We start from the raw sequence: 17,401 nt of genomic DNA on the forward strand, positions 1-17,401 counted from the left end.
GGGTTCACAACATATTTTAGGCGAAATCGTCTAGGCAGACTTATCTTTACATTGTAATTAAGTGATAGCATTGACCCCAAATCGATTCAAGAACTTAACTAGAGAATTAAAGGTTTCCCCAAGCCTTTTTTAACCTACAAATGACTACCGAAGTTTATTCGGACCATATCTTACAAACCTACTTAACTAAAAAAAGCTCTTTCCCAAAAGGGCTTTTTTTTATGGAATAAAACTACAGGCCCCAAACAATTGGAAAATGGATCAAATACAATTTCTGGGTATTAGGATATTTATGCAAATAGTTGGGTTAACCTAAATAGGGGTCATGACCAATTGTTGTGTTTATGTAAGGATCATTATCAATCTGTAAAGGAAGAATGTTATATTTTTCACACCCCTGAACGGGGGGATAAAGAAGGAACGGCCTATTTTTGATTTCGTTTTAAATCAAGTGGTTTCCGCATTGGGTGGGGGAAGCCGTCCATAGAGCATTTCACTTTAGTGAAAGCGGCCTGGGCGGTGTGGCTGCGGAAAGTGCGTGGATTTAAAGAAATTCAAAATCAGCCTAGCGTTTTTTGTTTCTTTTTTTGGCAATGCAAAAAAGAACAGAACACGAACTTCGGGATAGTTTATGCTTTCTTTTTCTAATTCACACCCAATTTTTGGGATTGATTCTGGAAAATCCGGTAAACTTGTCATTCACTTTAACAAGTTATGCTACAAATCCAGCAGGATTCACAACAATAATTTACTTTTCAATATCAATGCCATTACATTCGTAGTGTATTTATGATTTATTATCGCGTCCCAATCGGATTATGAGTTAACCTATAAATAAGTATTTGGAATTAGCCCGTTCAAAATTGACAACTAGGATACAATGTTTGACTAACTAATTCAACCAAAACCTACTTAATAAAAAAGTCCTGACGAATTCGTCAGGACTTTTTATTATTATATATCTATTGGGGATTAAAAGGCGTAGTTCAGGCCAAATAACCAATAAGTCTGTAATTTATCATCGATATTATCGAAAGTAGCGGCTGCATCGGGTGTTGGTCCGTTCAAAGCATAATTAAGCGCTTCCTGCTTATTATCCCTTAGTCCAAACTCAAAACCTAGTCCAATCCCATTCCAAATGGTGTAACCGAAAGAGTTGATCCAAGTCCAATTGGACAAATCTGATGATTTATAGCTTTGGAACATTGAAAGATTGGTCTTGAAGTTCACCTTACCTATTTTACGGGTATAATCGGCAACGATCTTGGCACCAAGTGAAGATTCGAAAATATCATCCTCACTACTGAAAACAAAGTTGTAGTTCAAAGGGTGGATCACCACTACCAAATCGGTAATTGGTGTCCATGTAGCACCAACACCTATATCCAAATACCCTGGATCGTTGAAGTTGCTCAATATGGTGGTCCTGTATTCCGCTAACGTCGATATGGCGAACTTCTCACTGATTTTTCGCCCGTAAAGCGAAGTAATGTTAAAAACATCGGTAGCTTGCTTAAAGCTATCATCGTCAGTAGGGTCATCCTTGTCATCGAATTTTACCCAACCCAAATTGACGTTTCCAGAGTTTCTCCAGAAATATTTCTCTTGGTTAAGGTTGGCAAAACCATTGATTGTAACACCGATATTACCGGCATTGGAATTGGCGGCATCCTTTGAATACCAATTGTTGAAACCGGAAAGGTTGGCTCCAATAGTTCCAAATGCCCCTTTTTTCCAACCTGGAAGGGCATTGATTTGTGCTTGCAGGGCATCTACCCTACCTTGGATTGCAGCTATCGAATCCTTTTTAGGTCCTTGCAAGGCCTTAAGTTCATCGGCAGTCTGCGCGTAAGTAGCTGATAAGGCCAAAAACGCAGTTAACGTTACTACTAAATTTCTCATAATGCTTAGTGTTTAATTATGTTATGAAGCGCAAAAATAAGCATTGTTAACAATAAACAATTACCGTTATCAACAATTATCCCTTTTTATACAATGGCACGGAAGAGCAAGCCTCACCGTACATAACGCTTTTTGCAACCGGCAATAATTTTGAAGTTATAAACAAATAGGCATTTTGCGGAACAGGTTTATTGCTGCACCCTTTGATTATAACAGGCCTGTCCTCGTAGGCAGAAACATCAAGGTCCTCAATGATGGATTGATACAGGGAAGTTTCCAAGGTTTCCAGATTTCCTTGCACCACTCTTTTGGCATAAGGATGTAGTTTGGTACTAATAAGCATATAGGCCCATCCTGGGATGATGGCATCGGTAGAACAGTCTACCGCAATGAATTTATCTTGATACTGTTTCCAATCGTGTTCGGCAATACTAGCCCGGAAATCCTTTTCCCTCAAGACAAAACCTTCGTAAAGCCAGTCCTTGATATCCAGGAAAACGCGTTCCCCAACAGGGTAATAATCTTCCAAATCAATGGTCTTCAATTGACTTTGGGCCACACGGTTGATGATTTCCTTTTCCATGGACGATACGTTTTAAAAATAGATTTATCCTAAAAAGGCGCTACTCACGAAATTACCTAAAGCAATCCCAGTTCCAATTTTGCCTCTTCACTCATTAAATCCTGGGTCCAAGGCGGATCAAAGGTTATTTCGACGATGGCATTCTTTACGGCATTCAACGATTTCACTTTCTCCTCTACTTCAACAGGAAGGGTTTCTGCCACAGGGCAATTCGGTGAGGTAAGGGTCATTAATATCTTGACATCCATGACCTCATTGACAAAAACATCATAAATCAATCCCAGTTCATAAATATCAACGGGAATCTCAGGGTCATAAATTGTTTTTAATACCTGTACTATTTTCTCGCCCAATTCTTGGGTGTTTATTGCTGCTTCGCTCATTTTTCTAGATTTAGTTCAATTGTGTCTGGTACGCAATGGCATACATCTTCAATTGTTTCACCATACTCACCAAGCCATTTGCCCGGGTTGGGGACAAATGCTCTTTCAATCCAATCTCATCTATAAATTCGGTATCGGCATCTATGATATCCTGAGGTTTTTGATTGCTAAATACACGAATCAAAATAGCGATTATCCCTTTGGTGATTATGGCATCACTATCTGCCGTAAATACCAACTTATCCCCTTCCAATTCTGCGTGTACCCAAACCTTACTTTGACAACCTTTAATGATATTGCCATCGATTTTGTACTTCTCGTCTATCAAAGGAAGGGATTTACCCAACTCTATCATGTATTCATAGCGCTGCATCCAATCCTCGAACATTGAGAATTCATCTACTATTTCCTCTTGAATTTCCTTTATACCCATTACCTGATTTTATACAAAAATACAATAAGTATTATACCTTTTCAATACTATGCCAAGACCAGCCGCTTTGTTCAAAGCAACATTGCCTTGGCTCGTTTTATTCCGGCAACCAAAACATCTACCTCATCCTTGGTATTATAAAAACTAAAACTGGCCCGTACCGTACCTGGGATCTTGTAGAAGTCCATAATTGGTTGGGCGCAATGGTGGCCTGTACGAACGGCGATTCCCAATTTATCCAGAATGGAGCCCATATCATACGGGTGTATCCCCTCTATATTAAAGGAAATCACGGATGTTTTAGATTTTGAAGTCCCGTAAATACGTAATCCCTCTATGGTCAACAATTGTTCGGTTGCATAGTGAAGAAGTTCATTTTCATAGGCGGCAATCCCCTCAAAACCTATGGCATTCATATAATCCAAGGCTGCACCAAAGGCGATTCCTCCACAAATATTGGGTGTACCAGCTTCAAACTTATGGGGTAAATCGGCATATGTGGTTTTCGCAAAGGTAACCTCGGCAATCATTTCACCACCTCCTTGATAGGGTGGCAATAAATTGAGCCATTCTTCCTTTCCATACAACATACCCTCTCCTGTAGGACCACACATTTTATGGGCCGAAACGGTATAAAAATCCACATCCAATTCCTGTACATCGGCCTTAATGTGGGGTGCGGCCTGCGCACCGTCTATCAATACCGCAGCTCCTACTTCATGGGCGGCATCGATTATTGTTTTAATCGGATTTACCGTTCCCAAGGCGTTGGACACGTGGTTACAGAAAACCAATTTGGTTTTCCCTGACAGTAATTTATGGTATTCATCCAAAAGCAATTCCCCTTCCTCACTCATGGGAATCACCTTTAAGATTGCTCCTGTGCGTTCGCACAACATCTGCCAAGGAACGATATTGGAATGGTGTTCCATGGCCGAAACGATAAGTTCATCCCCGGCCTTTAAAATAGACGAAAAGCCATTTGCCACTAGATTGATACTATGCGTGGTTCCTGAAGTGAAAATGATCTCATAGGGCTTCGCCGCGTTAAAATGCTTTTGGATCTTAATACGTGCCTGTTCGTATTTATCGGTCGCTTCTTGCGATAACGCATGTACACCCCGATGTATATTGGCATTGTAATTACTGTAATAGTCTACAATAACATCGATTACCTGTTGTGGTGTCTGCGAAGTTGCCGCATTGTCGAAATAGACCAAAGGATTCCCATTGACCTTACGGTTCAGAATCGGAAAATCTTTTCGGATTGTTATTGGATTAAAAGTTGTTTTTTCCATTTCACAAATCAAAACCCAAACGGACTCCCAGCTTTTCTGCTATAAGTCGGTTTATACTTGTTTTCAGCTCGGAAATACGAACACTTTCCAAAACATTATTGGCAAAAGCGTACATCAACAAAGCCCGGGCCTCTTTTTTGGGGATACCACGCGATTGTAAATAGAATAGTGCATCCTCGTCCAATTGTCCAATGGTACAACCATGGGAACATTTAACGTCATCAGCAAAAATCTCCAATTGTGGTTTGGTGTTTATCGTTGCCTTGTCGCTGATCAAAATATTATTGTTCTGCTGAAAGGCATTGGTCTTTTGGGCAATCTTGTCAACAATGATCTTACCGTTGAAGACCCCTGTGGAATTTTCCCCATAAACCCCCTTATAGTCTTGATGACTTTCACAGTTTGGCTCAATATGATGAACCAAAGTATGGTGGTCTACATGCTGTTTATCCCCCAAAATGGTAATCCCCTTCATGGTAGAATCGATATGCTCCCCATTCTGGTAGAAGTTCAGGTTGTTTCTTGTGAGTTTACCTCCGAAAGAAAAAGTATGCACTTTTACTACACTGTTACTTTTTTGATTGATATAGGTGTTATCTATCAAAGAAGCGGTTTTGGCATCGTTCTGAATCTTGTAATAATCGATAATGGCATTCTCAGCTGCAAAAATCTCGGTTACCACATTGGTCAAAACCTCGTTCGTTGTTAAACTTTGATGCCTTTCGATGACCTGAAGCTCAGCATTCTCCTCAGCAATAATCAAATTCCTGGGCTGAATCATCAAGGACGCCTCGTTACCTGTGGAGAAATGTACGATTTCCACCGGTTTTTTGGGCATTTTGTTCTTTGGGATATAAATAAAGGCCCCTTCCCTACTAAATGCAGTATTCAACGTGGTCAAGGAATCTTCCTTGGAAGCCACCTTATTAAAATACACATCGATATATTGCTTGTACATGGGTTTGGTCAAAGCCGCACTCATTAAACATATATCAACCCCGTCGTGGGTGGTTTCAGAAAGAAAAGAAGAATAAATACCATCGACAAAAACAATTTTGTAGGTATCGATCTCCTGTAGGAAATACTTCTTCACTTGTTTATTTTCCAGGGCATTTACCTCTTTTGGGAAAATACTGAAATCTATTTTTTGAAGACTTTTCAAGGAAGTATACTTCCAAGCTTCCTCTTTTTTGGTGGGAAACCCTTTCTCCTCAAAGTTCTTAAACGCTTCAGACCTGATATCATGCACTGGGTGCTCAACATCGATCTTGTTCTCGAACGCCATGAAAGAAGAAATCAATTTATCTTTTAAATCCATATCAATTCTATTGGTAGTTGGCACTTACATACTGCCGACTGTACTGCTTACTGCTGTTTATACCGCTGTCTCTTGTTTGAGCCAATCGTATCCTTTTTCCTCTAACTCATGGGCCAAATCCTTAGTGCCCGATTTTACGATTTTACCTTGGTGCAATACATGCACAAAATCAGGGACTATATAATCGAGAAGACGTTGATAGTGGGTAATTACGATTACCGCGTTATCCTTGTTCTTTAATTTATTCACCCCATTGGCCACAATACGAAGGGCATCAATATCGAGACCGGAATCGGTTTCATCCAAGATAGCCAACTTGGGTTCCAACATGGCCATTTGAAAAATCTCGTTCCGCTTCTTCTCCCCACCTGAAAAACCTTCATTCAGGGAACGCGACAAAAATTTACGGTCAATCTCCAATAACTCGGCCTTTTCCCGTATCATTTTCAACATATCCTTTGCTGGCATATCGTCTAAACCTTTTGCCTTGCGACCTTCATTGATGGCCGTTTTCATGAAATTGGTGACGGACACCCCAGGAATCTCAACAGGATACTGAAAAGAAAGAAAGATACCTTTATGAGCCCTTTCCTCAGGAGATGAATCTTCCAGGTTTTCACCCTCAAGAACCACACTGCCCTCGGTTACCTCATATTCCTCTTTACCGGCAATGACCGAAGCCAAGGTACTTTTTCCCGATCCGTTGGGACCCATTATGGCATGTACTTCCCCTGCTTTGACCTCAAGGTTTATGCCTTTTAGAATTTCGTTATTTTCAATACCCGCATGCAGGTTGCTAATTTTTAACATCTTCTACTTTTTATAAATATTATCCAACTGAGCCTTCTAGGCTTATTTCCAATAATTTTTGTGCTTCTACGGCAAATTCCATAGGTAGTTTGTTCAAAACCTCCTTACTGAAACCATTTACGATCAATGCTATGGCCTTTTCGGTATCGATACCACGTTGATTACAGTAAAAAATCTGGTCTTCACCTATCTTACTGGTTGTCGCCTCATGCTCAATTTGGGCCGTTTTATTCTTCACTTCGATATAAGGGAAAGTATGTGCCCCACAATCGTTGCCCATCAATAAGGAATCGCATTGTGAAAAGTTCCTGGCATTCTTTGCACGACTGTTCACCTGTACCAAACCGCGATAGCTATTCTGCGATTTACCTGCGGAAATCCCTTTTGATATGATCGTACTTCGGGTATTCTTGCCAATATGAATCATCTTCGTGCCTGTATCGGCCTGCTGATAATTGTTGGTTACCGCAATCGAATAGAATTCACCGATTGAATTATCCCCTTTTAAGATACAGGAAGGATATTTCCAAGTAACGGCAGATCCGGTTTCAACCTGTGTCCATGATATTTTTGAATTCGTATGGCAAATACCCCGCTTAGTTACAAAGTTGAAAACACCACCTTTTCCATTTTTATCACCAGGAAACCAGTTTTGTACCGTTGAGTATTTTATTTCGGCATCATCTAACGCAATGAGCTCTACAACAGCGGCATGCAATTGGTTTTCATCCCTTGATGGAGCCGTACAACCTTCCAAATAACTTACATAACTGCCTTTATCGGCAATGACCAATGTTCTTTCGAACTGTCCGGTACCGGCTTGATTGATCCTAAAATAGGTTGACAATTCCATTGGGCAACGAACACCTTTTGGAATATAGCAGAACGATCCATCGGAGAAGACCGCAGAGTTTAGGGCGGCATAGAAATTATCTTTTTGAGGCACTACAGAACCAATATACTTTTTCACAAGTTCCGGATGCTCTTTGATGGCTTCTGAAATGGAACAGAAAATGATTCCTTTTTCCGCCAATGTTTTTTTAAACGTCGTAGCCACGGAAACCGAATCCATAACGATATCCACGGCAACCCCTGCCAATTTCTTCTGTTCATCCAAAGAAATCCCCAATCGTTTAAAAGTATCCAATAATTCCGGATCAACTTCATCCAAACTATCGTATTTCGGTTTACTATTTGGGGCAGAATAATAGGATATCGCCTGAAAATCAGGTTTTGGATAGGTAATATTGGCCCACTCAGGTTCTTCCATGAGCTTCCATGCCTTAAAGGCTTCCAATCGCCATTGGGTCATCCAATCCGGCTCCTCTTTCTTTTTGGAAATCGCAACAACAATCTCCTCATTCAGTCCGATAGGGAAAGTATCCGATTCAATATCCGTATAGAAACCATATTCATACTCCTTGGTCTCGAGTTCCTTCTTTAATTCCTCTTCGGTATATGCCATATCTTATTTTATAATGAAAAGCTTTCCCCACACCCACAGGTACGCTGTGCATTAGGGTTGTTAAATACAAAACCTTTCCCGTTCAATCCTCCGGAATATTCCAAAACTGTTCCAGCGAGATATAAAAAGCTTTTTTTATCTACAATTATACGTACTCCGTTGTCCTCAAAAACCTTATCGGTATCGGCTACCGAAGTATCAAAATCCAATTCGTATGAAAGTCCACTACACCCTCCACTTTTAACGCCGACCCTAACATAATCCTTGGCAGCATCAAAGCCACCCTCTGTCATTAGGCCAATCACCTTTTGTTTAGCTGTTTCTGAAACTTGTATCATTATTTGTTTTGATTCTAAATAGTTTACAAATATAAGTTATAAGTAGGGTTCTACAATAAAACCTAACATTATTATAACGTATACATTCATAAGGGTTATCTATTGCAACCCCAGGCCGTAAGAAACCTGCATAAGAATTTGTGCCCTTTTCAACAAAAAAATAGCTTTGCATCAGTAAGTGAAGTATTTAAAATACCCACGAACCTATAACACTTCAAATGGGCTAAATTTATTTGTAAAGTTCCTCGTAATACTGTTTGGCCATACGGTTACTGCCGAACTCCGGCAGCACGTCATCAATACTATTGAATACTATTTCCTGCCATTTCTTAGGCTTGTCATAATACGTGGGCAGCACCTTATTCTCAAGAATGTCATACAAATTATCGCTGTCAATCTTATCTTGATCCCAAGTAGGTAAATTTTGATCTATCACAGGAAAGACAAAGGAATTTATACCATCTTTGGAGAATTCAGGCATCCAACCGTCGTTTGATGAGACATTCACCGAACCGTTCATGGCCGCCGTCATACCGCTAGTCCCTGAAGCTTCCCTTGTGATTCTTGGAGTATTCAGCCAAATATCGGATCCGCATTTCAATTTACGTGACAATTCGATTTCGTAGCCTACCAATACCGCCAAGTTCGATTTCTGTTTGGAATAATGCACTAAATGATTGAAAATATCAATGGCATAAAAATCGTATGGATAGGGTTTTCCGGCCCAAATGATCTGTACGGGATATTTTTCATTATTGATCAGTCTTTCAAAACGTTCTAGGTCATTGAGCAACAAATCGGCCCTTTTATACCCGGCAAATCGTCTTGCCCAAACCATGGTCATTACATTGGGGTCAAAAAGCTTATTGGTTTGGTTCAAAACCGCATTAAACAAATCTTTTTTGAGTTCAACCTTTCTTTTGGTATATAATTTCGCATCCTTTTCCTGGTGCGCCTCTTCAATGACCTCATCTTGCCAGAACTTTTGGTTCTGGGCATTGGTTATGGGGATGATCTCACTGATACCGGAATAGTCCTTCCACATATCTCGGGAGACCTTGGCATGCAACTTGGATACCGCATTTGATTTTTTGGCCATTCTTAAGGCAGAAACCGTATAATTGATCATTCCACCGTTGACCATCTCTTGCTGTAGTTCAGGTTCAGAAAGATATCTTCCGAAGAAGCCACAACGATTCAAATGACGACCATCGCGCTCCTCATTACCTGCCTTTTCAGGGGTATGCGTAGTAAATACCATTTGGTCTTTTTTTACGCCTTTGTCGCGTAGGTAATAAAAAGCAGGCAAGGCATGCCCTTCGTTGAGATGGTACATATCGGCACCTCCCAAGGCCTCAACTATTTTAGCCCCACCAATTCCCAAAACGATACTTTGGGAAATACGCGTTAAATAATTGGAATCGTACAGGTGATTGGTAATCGTCTTGGACAAATAATCATTTCCTTCAACATCGGTGGTTAACAAATACATGGGCACCGTACCGAATATCTCCGGTTTTAAAACCATAGCCCGGACCTTGACCGAAGGATTGTCGTGCAATTTAACTTCAACCTCAATACCGGAATCTTCTAGAAACGTATAGTTCTTTTCGATAAAATTGGTGCTCATGGTTTGATCACCATTCCTGCCTTGGTCATAATAACCATATTTCCATAGCATTCCGATGCCGATCATATTTTGCTTAAGCTCAAAAGCCGATCGCATATGCGATCCCGCTAAAAAACCGAGCCCACCAGAATATATCTTAAGGGCCTGGTGTATCCCAAATTCCATACTGAAATAGGCAACTTTCTTATTAAATTCCTTGGCTGGGGTGTATGGCATGTGCCATTGGTTATACTCAGAGGTCATATTCAATTTTTAGCCAAAATTAATCAATATCACTGGTCATAGGAATCCTAACCAAGGAAAATTTACAGTTCTGGAGTTGGAAACCGTTGTGTTTTCCATTGCCCAGGCCAATAAAATACTCCGTAATATATTGTTTTTGTGGTTTTTAACGATAACACAACACTTGTATTTGGTTCTTTTGTATCCAAAATAATGATTCCTATAATATCCTTCTTATTTTTGCAAAATGCTGGAGAACAAGAATCAAGAAAAAACAGATTTGGAATCATTGGGGGAATTCGGTTTGATAGACCACCTTACCCAACAATTCACTATTGAACAAAAATCAACCATAAAAGGCATTGGTGATGATGCCGCCGTACTGGATTTTAAGGATAATAAGACCATAATATCTACGGATCTTTTGATTGAGGGAGTTCACTTTGACCTCAGTTATATGCCCTTGAAACATTTAGGCTACAAGGCCGTCATGGTCAATCTTTCAGATATTTATGCAATGAACGCAAAGGCGACGCAAATAACGGTATCCCTAGCGGTTTCAAACCGATTTCCGTTAGAAGCTTTGGAAGAGCTTTATGCCGGTATTGCCATGGCCGCAAAAATTTATAATGTCGATTTGGTCGGTGGAGACACCACCTCTTCGCAAACTGGACTCATCATTAGTATAACCGCAATCGGAGAGGCAAAAGATAAGGATATCGTATATCGCTCCGGGGCCAAGGAAAATGACCTATTAGTCGTAACCGGCGATCTAGGCGGGGCCTATATGGGCTTACAAGTGTTAGAACGGGAAAAGGCGGTTTATCAGGTAAACCCAAACAACCAGCCCGATCTAGAACCGTATTCCTATATTGTGGAACGACAATTGAAACCCGAGGCCCGTAGGGATGTTTTCGATTTGTTCCAGAAATTGGAGGTGCACCCAACGTCTATGATCGATATCAGTGACGGACTTTCTTCCGAAATCCTACACCTGTGCAAAAACAGTAAAGTGGGTTGTAATTTGTATGAAGATAAGATTCCATTGGACCCAACGGTCATCTCAGCCTGTGAGGAATTTGGTATAGACAGCACCCTAGTGGCACTAAGCGGTGGGGAGGATTATGAACTGTTATTCACTTTAGACCAAAAAGAATTCCCGAAAATAAAGGGCAATCCTAACCTAACAGTCGTGGGGCACATGACTGCTGAGAACGAAGGTGCGCACTTAGTTTCCAGGAATAACTCTAAAATTCCATTAACCGCTCAGGGTTGGAATTCATTTGCCAAAACATAATTAGGCTGCGTGATCCGCAGTACAATGTCTTCTTTGGTATATAGATTTTAAAGTATCGTTGATTTCTTGACGCTCAGGGGTCAAGACAGAAAGATCTCCGGTTTCACTTGTGGTCACTTCTTTACCACAATGAATGCATTCATACTCCTTGATGTGTTGGGTGACTTTTTTGGTGACAGCGTAATGGTGTCCGAAAATCTGGCAAATTACTTTCTTCATGATGTAGGTTTTTTAGGCGTGCATTCTTCCGATTTGAGGAAAAGGATGAATGCTGAATACTTTGATTAGGTCTTTTGTAAAAAGCGGTTCATGAATCACTTTATGCTACAACGTCCTTTTCCTGTTATTTATTGGGATTAACCAAATTATTTATCTATAAATTCGATGAAATACACCTAAATCGTCAAAATGTTCATTTTTAACGATGAAACACTTGGTTCTCCTCTTCGATTTAATAGTATCTTTGCGCCCGAAATTCCAACCCATGAACAAAACCAAGGAAACCCTAGTCACGGCATTCGCCCTTTTCTCACTTTTCTTCGGAGCAGGAAATTTAATATTACCTCCATTACTCGGGTTTAAGTCGGGTGATTTTTGGTGGCTCGTTACCCTTGGGTTTTGCATTTCCGCCATATGCATTCCTATCATGGGTATTTTTGCCCATGCCCGCCTGCAAGGTACCCTCTACGATTTCGGCAAGAAGGTGTCCCCTAAGTTTGCTTTGGTATTCGCCCTACTCATATATGCCATCGCTGCAGGACTCCCCTCCCCACGTACAGCCTCCGTGACCCATGAAATTGCCATTCAGCCTTATTTTGACACCCCCTATATCCTAACGAGTATCATTTATTTTGCCTTGGTCTTTGTCTTTGTAATGAACCGGTCAAAGATCCTGGACATTCTGGGTAAATTTTTGACACCTGCCATTATTTTTATTCTATTGTTGATTATTGGCATTACCACATTTTCATACCCGATGGATTTTGGCGATACCGTTTTCCCGAATCCTTTTACGGCTGGAGTTTTGGAAGGGTACCAAACCTTTGACGCCATAGGCGCGGTGGTAGTGGGCGGTGTTATCATTGTTTCCATCAACCTAAAAAACAAGGGGGATTCCTTTAAAGAGAAAAGATCCCTTGTACGAAGGGCCGGCTGGATCGCAGGATTCGCATTGCTATTGATCTATGCCGGACTCATTTTTACCGGTGCACTAATGCACCAAGAATTTGATGCTGATGTTTCGCGCACCGCCATTTTAAACGGAATCAGTTTAAAAACCTTGGGCAACAAAGCCAACCTATTTTTGGGCATCTTGGTAAGTTTGGCCTGTTTTACCACAGCGGTAGGTATTGTTACCGGAACGGCCGATTTTATAAAATCCAGGTTCGGTGACTCCCAAATGGCCTATACGATAACGGCCATAATCGGATGTGTTCTCGGCGTGGGGATGGGACAGTTCAATGTCGATTATATCATTGACGTGGCCTTACCCACACTTATGTTCATTTACCCCATAACCATCATTTTAATCGTATTGAATGTACTGCCCGAAAAATATACCTCCCCAATGGTCTTTAAAACGGTCGTTATCACTACTTTCCTATTCAGCATCCCTGATTTTATGGGTAGTATTGGCCTAGGTGATACAATTTCCGCCGTTAAGGATCTTATTCCTTTAAGTGACTACAGTATGGGATGGGTAATCCCCGCTTTTGCTGTTTTTATTGGGGTGAATGGGATAAAGAAATAAGGATGTACCCTATGTTCGATTTATCCCATATTTCAACCAAAAATTCGTAAGGACCCATACGACACGGTAAACAAAGTAACCCGAGGCTTATTCAAAAAATGGGATAATCTTATTTTGGAAAACGACTTGCCCTATATTTGTAAATCCAAAAAAAGGACTAAAAAAATGGAACATTTTACACTTGCCAGGGTTATCCATATCATTGCTGTGGTTTTATGGATAGGCGGGGTTAGCATGGTCACGACCGTAATCATTCCTGCCGTTAAGAAAATGAAATCCAAAGAAGACCGCATTAAAACCTTTGAACAGATTGAAGGTAGGTTTGCCCTTCAAGCCAAAATTACCACCTTGATAACAGGTATTACCGGGTTTTATATGCTCTATGTACTCGATGGATGGGAAAGATATCTTGATTATAAATTCTGGTGGGTACACGCCATGACCTTAGTTTGGATATTATTTACCTTGGTCTTATATGTTTTGGAGCCTTTGTTACTTCATAGACTCTTTAAAAAATATGCCGATAAAAACCCAGAGAAGACTTTTGCCATTATGCACAAGGCCCATTGGATATTGTTGATGCTAAGTTTAATAACAACAGCGGGTGCAGTTGCCGGCAGCCATGGTTGGTTTTGGGTAAATTGAGGTTTTATATTCAATTCAACGCAGGCCTAAGGCCTGCGTTGAACTTCATTTAGGCATTCACTGATTTTTTCCAAGCAAATTTTTCAAAAGGCTTATCTACAGGAGTGTTTGCAATGTGATTGGTGTAATTACTGATTATTTTTTGAGACAACCCCAAGATGATTTCCAACACTTGTCTCTCTCCATAACCAGCGGCATAAAACGCTTGTAATTCTTCCGGCGTAACATGTCCGCGATTACGAACGATTATTAGGGTCATTGTACGTAAGGCCTCTAATTTTGGATTCTCAAGAGGGGTCTCATTACGTAAAGACTCCGTAATGGCATCATCTACCTTCATCATTTTCGCAATTGCAGTATGGGCAGGCACACAATAATGACAAGCGTGTTCTACGTTTATGGTTTGCCAAACTACAGTCAACTCATCCTTATCAAATGAAGAATCCGTGAACAATTTGTGTAGGGTTTGATAGGCTTCCAAAATGCCTGGCGCCCCTGCCAATACGCCGTGTAAACCAGGAATCATTCCGTTCGCTTTTAAGGATTGCTCCAATAATTCCTTGCTTCCTTCTGGAGCAGTTTCAATGTTGTTGACTTTCAATGTTGTCATAATTTTAAATTTCAATTGTTATCAAATAGTTTCTAAGCTATCGCTTAGTTTTGTTGTAAAAAAAATGCTATATGTTCCTAAACGTCATTTCTATATAATCCTCGAGCTCTTCTTTGCTGTTTACCCTTGAAGCCGCCGCAAGGCCGTGTTTGGCCAATAATAAATAATTGGCCTGTTTGCGTATGGTTGCTTCATCTTTGGAGGAATCCATACTTAATTTTTCAATAAAAATCGCTTTTACTCCCTCCATGAAATCCACAATTTCCTTACTGATCACATCATCCTCTTTCTCGGCAAACTCATTATATGTGTTTGTCACAAGGCAGCCTTTCTGATTTCCCAATTCTTCTGGAACCCTAATGGAGTCATAAAAGAATTCCTTGATGTCTTCGACACCACGGGTAGAGGTTTTCAGTTTATTGAAAATCGCACTTACCTTTTGTTTATAACACTTCAAGCTTTCCTGAAAAACGCCATGTTTACTCCCAAAACTGGAATAGATAGAGAATTGATTGATTCCCATTTCCTTCTCCAACATTCTGACGGAAGTAGCTTCATAACCGTTATGCCAAAACAAATGCATTGCTTTTTCAATAACCTCCTCCTCTATGTATTCTTTCTTTCTTGCCATTACATTTGTAATACGATACAAAACTAAGCAATCGTTTAGTTATAAAAAACAATTTAACGTTTATTATAGGTTTTAATACATCTACCACATCATTAACACCTCATTGTAAGCTTATTATATTTATCGGAAGCCATAAACAATTCGGTCTATTTATTGATCATTATGAAAGATATAATCTCCCACCGATAAAAAATGGATGTTTTATAAAATCGGAATGGGATGGAAACCGTCCGATTATAATAATACAACCTGCCAAATCGCATTATTGAACAATATTACCCTTTTACGCTAAATCCTATTTAAATAATGTAAATTTTGGTCAAATTACAGCACAAAAATGTACTTAACCCTTCCATAGGCCGAAATTAGGTTTTATGTTCCCCTCTTGGGGACGGATGCATTAGACGCGTTTACGAATTTTGTTCATAATTCGATGGTGGGCGTTCCAAGATCTCACGGGCTTTTTTTGTTGCCCCACTGAAACTATCGAAAATCAGGTCTTCCTGTATCAAATCGGTCAACTGGTATTTCTTGAATTTCGCTTTAACCTCAGGATTGAGTCCGGATAAAAGAATAGTAATGTCCTTGTTTCTCAGAATCTTTATGGTATCCTTTAAGTTATGCAATCCCGTCTGGTCAATAAATGAAACATGGCGCATTCTAATAATAAGGACCTTACACGTTAACCCAATCTCTTCAATCGCCTCCGAATATCTTCTTGCCGATGCAAAAAACAAAGGCCCGCTAATCTCATAGATATTCAAAGCAATAGGAAGGTCCGAATAGTTCTCGATCAAATCGCTATCTACAAAATCATCAATCCGTTTTTCACTGATATCCGCCATTCTCTTCATGAATAAAATGGCCGAGAGGACAACCCCTACCTCAATGGCCAATGTCAAATCGAAGAATACGGTAATGAAGAAGGTGGTTAATAAAATGAGTGTATCAAAATAGGAACCTTTCAGAATAGAGGCGAAAGATCTCCATTCACTCATATTATAAGCCACAACCATCAAAATACCCGCCAAGCAAGACATCGGGATCATTTTCGCCCATTGTCCTAGAAATAGCATGATCAACAACAAAGTGATTGCGTGTACCATTCCTGAAATCGGCGTTCTACCTCCATTCTTCACGTTCGTCGCAGTACGTGCGATGGCCCCGGTTGCAGGAATACCCCCAAAAAACGGAGTAATAATATTGGCTATACCCTGTGCAATCAATTCCGTGTTAGACCTATGTTTGCCCCCGATCATACCATCGGAAACGACGGCTGAAAGCAAGGACTCTATACCTCCCAATAAGGCAATGGTAATGGCAGGTGCGATGTAATTCTGCAATTCATTCCATTGGAAACTGGGAATGGTAATATGAAAATTATTGGGAATGGCCCCAAAAAAAGTTTCAATGGTAGACACATCGAGTTTCAATATATGTACCAAAGGTGTTATGAGGATAATCGCCAAAAAGGAACCTGGAAGCTTTGTTGTTATCTTTTTTGAGAAAATGGTAATTAAAATGGTAATTGCGGTCAATGAGAATGCCACCCAATTTATTTGATCAAGGTTGGAGAAGTAGACCAGCCATTTCTCATGAAATTCAGAAGGTACTTTGTCTATAGGCAACCCCAACGCATCCTTGATCTGGGTCGAAAAAATGACCAAGGCGATACCACTTGTGAAACCAACGACCAATGGATGGGGAAAATACTTCAATAAAGCCCCAAGTTTCAATAAACCGAAAAGAATCAATATTACGCCCGCAAGGATAGTTGAAATGACCAAACCATCGATGCCGTATTGTTCAACAATACCATAGACAATTACAATAAACGCCCCCGTGGGCCCACCAATCTGAACCCGACTGCCCCCCAGTAACGAAATTAAAAATCCAGCGACTATTGCCGTGATCAATCCCTTTTCGGGCGATACCCCAGAGGCGACGGCAAAAGCAATAGCCAATGGTAAAGCCACAATACCCACGACAATTCCTGATAAAATATCATCTGATATTTGCTTTCTGTCTAGTCCAGATTTTAAAACCGAAAAGAATTTTGGTTTAAAAACATTCTTCATAATAGTAT

The 17,401-nt window shown here is 40.3% G+C and carries 17 protein-coding genes; 3 read left to right on the forward strand and 14 right to left on the reverse strand.

The genetic code is table 11. The features are described 5' to 3' along the window. Positions 1-972 precede the first annotated feature (972 nt). The 10 genes from LX92_RS00600 to glgP all read right to left on the reverse strand — a co-directional run bounded on the left by LX92_RS00600 (position 973) and on the right by glgP (position 10,376). Positions 973-1,902, reverse strand: a complete 930-nt coding sequence (locus LX92_RS00600; RefSeq protein ID WP_109648341.1) for a DUF3078 domain-containing protein — start codon at positions 1,900-1,902, stop codon at positions 973-975. A 76-nt stretch (positions 1,903-1,978) separates the two neighbouring features. After that, the gene (locus LX92_RS00605) at positions 1,979-2,485 is read right to left on the reverse strand and encodes a DUF2480 family protein (RefSeq protein WP_109648342.1); all 507 of its coding nucleotides are present in this window, start codon (positions 2,483-2,485) and stop codon (positions 1,979-1,981) included. A gap of 56 nt (positions 2,486-2,541) precedes the next feature. Beyond that, positions 2,542-2,868 carry an iron-sulfur cluster assembly protein gene (locus LX92_RS00610; RefSeq protein WP_109648343.1) on the reverse strand — a complete coding sequence of 109 codons (327 nt, stop codon included), beginning with the start codon at positions 2,866-2,868 and terminating at the stop codon, positions 2,542-2,544. A 10-nt stretch (positions 2,869-2,878) separates the two neighbouring features. Further along, a complete protein-coding gene (locus LX92_RS00615) occupies positions 2,879-3,301 on the reverse strand; it encodes a SufE family protein (protein WP_109648344.1) in 423 nt (140 codons plus the stop codon). Between the two features lie 71 nt (positions 3,302-3,372). Continuing rightward, complete coding sequence (locus tag LX92_RS00620) at positions 3,373-4,599, reverse strand: aminotransferase class V-fold PLP-dependent enzyme (protein WP_109648345.1); 1,227 nt, start codon at positions 4,597-4,599, stop codon at positions 3,373-3,375. 1 nt (position 4,600) lies between these two features. Beyond that, on the reverse strand, positions 4,601-5,917 hold the full coding sequence (gene sufD, locus LX92_RS00625; RefSeq protein WP_109648346.1) for a Fe-S cluster assembly protein SufD: 1,317 nt from the start codon (positions 5,915-5,917) through the stop codon (positions 4,601-4,603). Positions 5,918-5,974: 57 nt separating this feature from the next. Continuing rightward, entirely contained in the window at positions 5,975-6,727 is a 753-nt protein-coding gene (gene sufC / locus LX92_RS00630) for a Fe-S cluster assembly ATPase SufC (RefSeq protein WP_109648347.1), read from the reverse strand. 19 nt (positions 6,728-6,746) lie between these two features. Continuing rightward, entirely contained in the window at positions 6,747-8,192 is a 1,446-nt protein-coding gene (gene sufB, locus LX92_RS00635; RefSeq protein ID WP_109648348.1) for a Fe-S cluster assembly protein SufB, read from the reverse strand. Between the two features lie 8 nt (positions 8,193-8,200). Beyond that, entirely contained in the window at positions 8,201-8,530 is a 330-nt protein-coding gene (locus tag LX92_RS00640; RefSeq protein WP_109648349.1) for a HesB/IscA family protein, read from the reverse strand. 229 nt (positions 8,531-8,759) lie between these two features. Further along, the gene (glgP, locus tag LX92_RS00645) at positions 8,760-10,376 is read right to left on the reverse strand and encodes an alpha-glucan family phosphorylase (protein ID WP_223308297.1); all 1,617 of its coding nucleotides are present in this window, start codon (positions 10,374-10,376) and stop codon (positions 8,760-8,762) included. A gap of 253 nt (positions 10,377-10,629) precedes the next feature. Between glgP and thiL the strand changes: the two genes are divergently transcribed. Continuing rightward, complete coding sequence (thiL, locus tag LX92_RS00650; protein WP_109648351.1) at positions 10,630-11,679, forward strand: thiamine-phosphate kinase; 1,050 nt, start codon at positions 10,630-10,632, stop codon at positions 11,677-11,679. Here the strand turns inward: thiL and LX92_RS00655 are convergent, their stop codons facing one another. Then, complete coding sequence (locus tag LX92_RS00655) at positions 11,680-11,898, reverse strand: hypothetical protein (RefSeq protein WP_109648352.1); 219 nt, start codon at positions 11,896-11,898, stop codon at positions 11,680-11,682. A 265-nt stretch (positions 11,899-12,163) separates the two neighbouring features. Here LX92_RS00655 and brnQ point away from each other — a divergent pair, with 265 nt between their 5' ends. Then, positions 12,164-13,429, forward strand: coding sequence for a branched-chain amino acid transport system II carrier protein (gene brnQ / locus LX92_RS00660; protein ID WP_109648353.1), 1,266 nt, complete (start codon positions 12,164-12,166; stop codon positions 13,427-13,429). Positions 13,430-13,594: 165 nt separating this feature from the next. Then, the gene (locus LX92_RS00665; protein WP_109648354.1) at positions 13,595-14,074 is read left to right on the forward strand and encodes a hypothetical protein; all 480 of its coding nucleotides are present in this window, start codon (positions 13,595-13,597) and stop codon (positions 14,072-14,074) included. 49 nt (positions 14,075-14,123) lie between these two features. Here LX92_RS00665 and LX92_RS00670 read toward each other — a convergent pair whose 3' ends face one another. The 3 genes from LX92_RS00670 to LX92_RS00680 form a co-directional block, all read right to left on the reverse strand. Next, positions 14,124-14,684, reverse strand: a complete 561-nt coding sequence (locus LX92_RS00670) for a carboxymuconolactone decarboxylase family protein (RefSeq protein WP_109648355.1) — start codon at positions 14,682-14,684, stop codon at positions 14,124-14,126. A 67-nt stretch (positions 14,685-14,751) separates the two neighbouring features. After that, positions 14,752-15,315, reverse strand: a complete 564-nt coding sequence (locus LX92_RS00675) for a TetR/AcrR family transcriptional regulator (RefSeq protein ID WP_109648356.1) — start codon at positions 15,313-15,315, stop codon at positions 14,752-14,754. A 410-nt stretch (positions 15,316-15,725) separates the two neighbouring features. After that, complete coding sequence (locus LX92_RS00680) at positions 15,726-17,393, reverse strand: SulP family inorganic anion transporter (protein ID WP_109648357.1); 1,668 nt, start codon at positions 17,391-17,393, stop codon at positions 15,726-15,728. Positions 17,394-17,401 lie beyond the last annotated feature (8 nt).

It is taken from the genome of Maribacter polysiphoniae, assembly GCF_003148665.1.
GTDB classification, from domain to species: Bacteria; Bacteroidota; Bacteroidia; order Flavobacteriales; family Flavobacteriaceae; genus Maribacter_A; species Maribacter_A polysiphoniae.

Excerpts from the sequence above, each read along its gene's own strand:
- LX92_RS00600 (WP_109648341.1), bottom strand. The coding sequence starts at position 1,902 with ATGAGAAATTTAGTAGTAACGTTAACTGCGTTTTTGGCCTTATCAGCT.
- LX92_RS00605 (WP_109648342.1), bottom strand. The coding sequence starts at position 2,485 with ATGGAAAAGGAAATCATCAACCGTGTGGCCCAAAGTCAATTGAAGACC.
- LX92_RS00665 (WP_109648354.1), top strand. The coding sequence starts at position 13,595 with ATGGAACATTTTACACTTGCCAGGGTTATCCATATCATTGCTGTGGTT.
- thiL (WP_109648351.1), top strand. The coding sequence starts at position 10,630 with ATGCTGGAGAACAAGAATCAAGAAAAAACAGATTTGGAATCATTGGGG.
- sufD (WP_109648346.1), bottom strand. The coding sequence starts at position 5,917 with ATGGATTTAAAAGATAAATTGATTTCTTCTTTCATGGCGTTCGAGAAC.
- glgP (WP_223308297.1), bottom strand. The coding sequence starts at position 10,376 with ATGCCATACACCCCAGCCAAGGAATTTAATAAGAAAGTTGCCTATTTC.
- LX92_RS00640 (WP_109648349.1), bottom strand. The coding sequence starts at position 8,530 with ATGATACAAGTTTCAGAAACAGCTAAACAAAAGGTGATTGGCCTAATG.
- LX92_RS00655 (WP_109648352.1), bottom strand. The coding sequence starts at position 11,898 with ATGAAGAAAGTAATTTGCCAGATTTTCGGACACCATTACGCTGTCACC.
- LX92_RS00615 (WP_109648344.1), bottom strand. The coding sequence starts at position 3,301 with ATGGGTATAAAGGAAATTCAAGAGGAAATAGTAGATGAATTCTCAATG.
- LX92_RS00670 (WP_109648355.1), bottom strand. The coding sequence starts at position 14,684 with ATGACAACATTGAAAGTCAACAACATTGAAACTGCTCCAGAAGGAAGC.
- LX92_RS00620 (WP_109648345.1), bottom strand. The coding sequence starts at position 4,599 with ATGGAAAAAACAACTTTTAATCCAATAACAATCCGAAAAGATTTTCCG.
- LX92_RS00680 (WP_109648357.1), bottom strand. The coding sequence starts at position 17,393 with ATGAAGAATGTTTTTAAACCAAAATTCTTTTCGGTTTTAAAATCTGGA.
- LX92_RS00610 (WP_109648343.1), bottom strand. The coding sequence starts at position 2,868 with ATGAGCGAAGCAGCAATAAACACCCAAGAATTGGGCGAGAAAATAGTA.
- sufC (WP_109648347.1), bottom strand. The coding sequence starts at position 6,727 with ATGTTAAAAATTAGCAACCTGCATGCGGGTATTGAAAATAACGAAATT.
- brnQ (WP_109648353.1), top strand. The coding sequence starts at position 12,164 with ATGAACAAAACCAAGGAAACCCTAGTCACGGCATTCGCCCTTTTCTCA.
- LX92_RS00675 (WP_109648356.1), bottom strand. The coding sequence starts at position 15,315 with ATGGCAAGAAAGAAAGAATACATAGAGGAGGAGGTTATTGAAAAAGCA.
- sufB (WP_109648348.1), bottom strand. The coding sequence starts at position 8,192 with ATGGCATATACCGAAGAGGAATTAAAGAAGGAACTCGAGACCAAGGAG.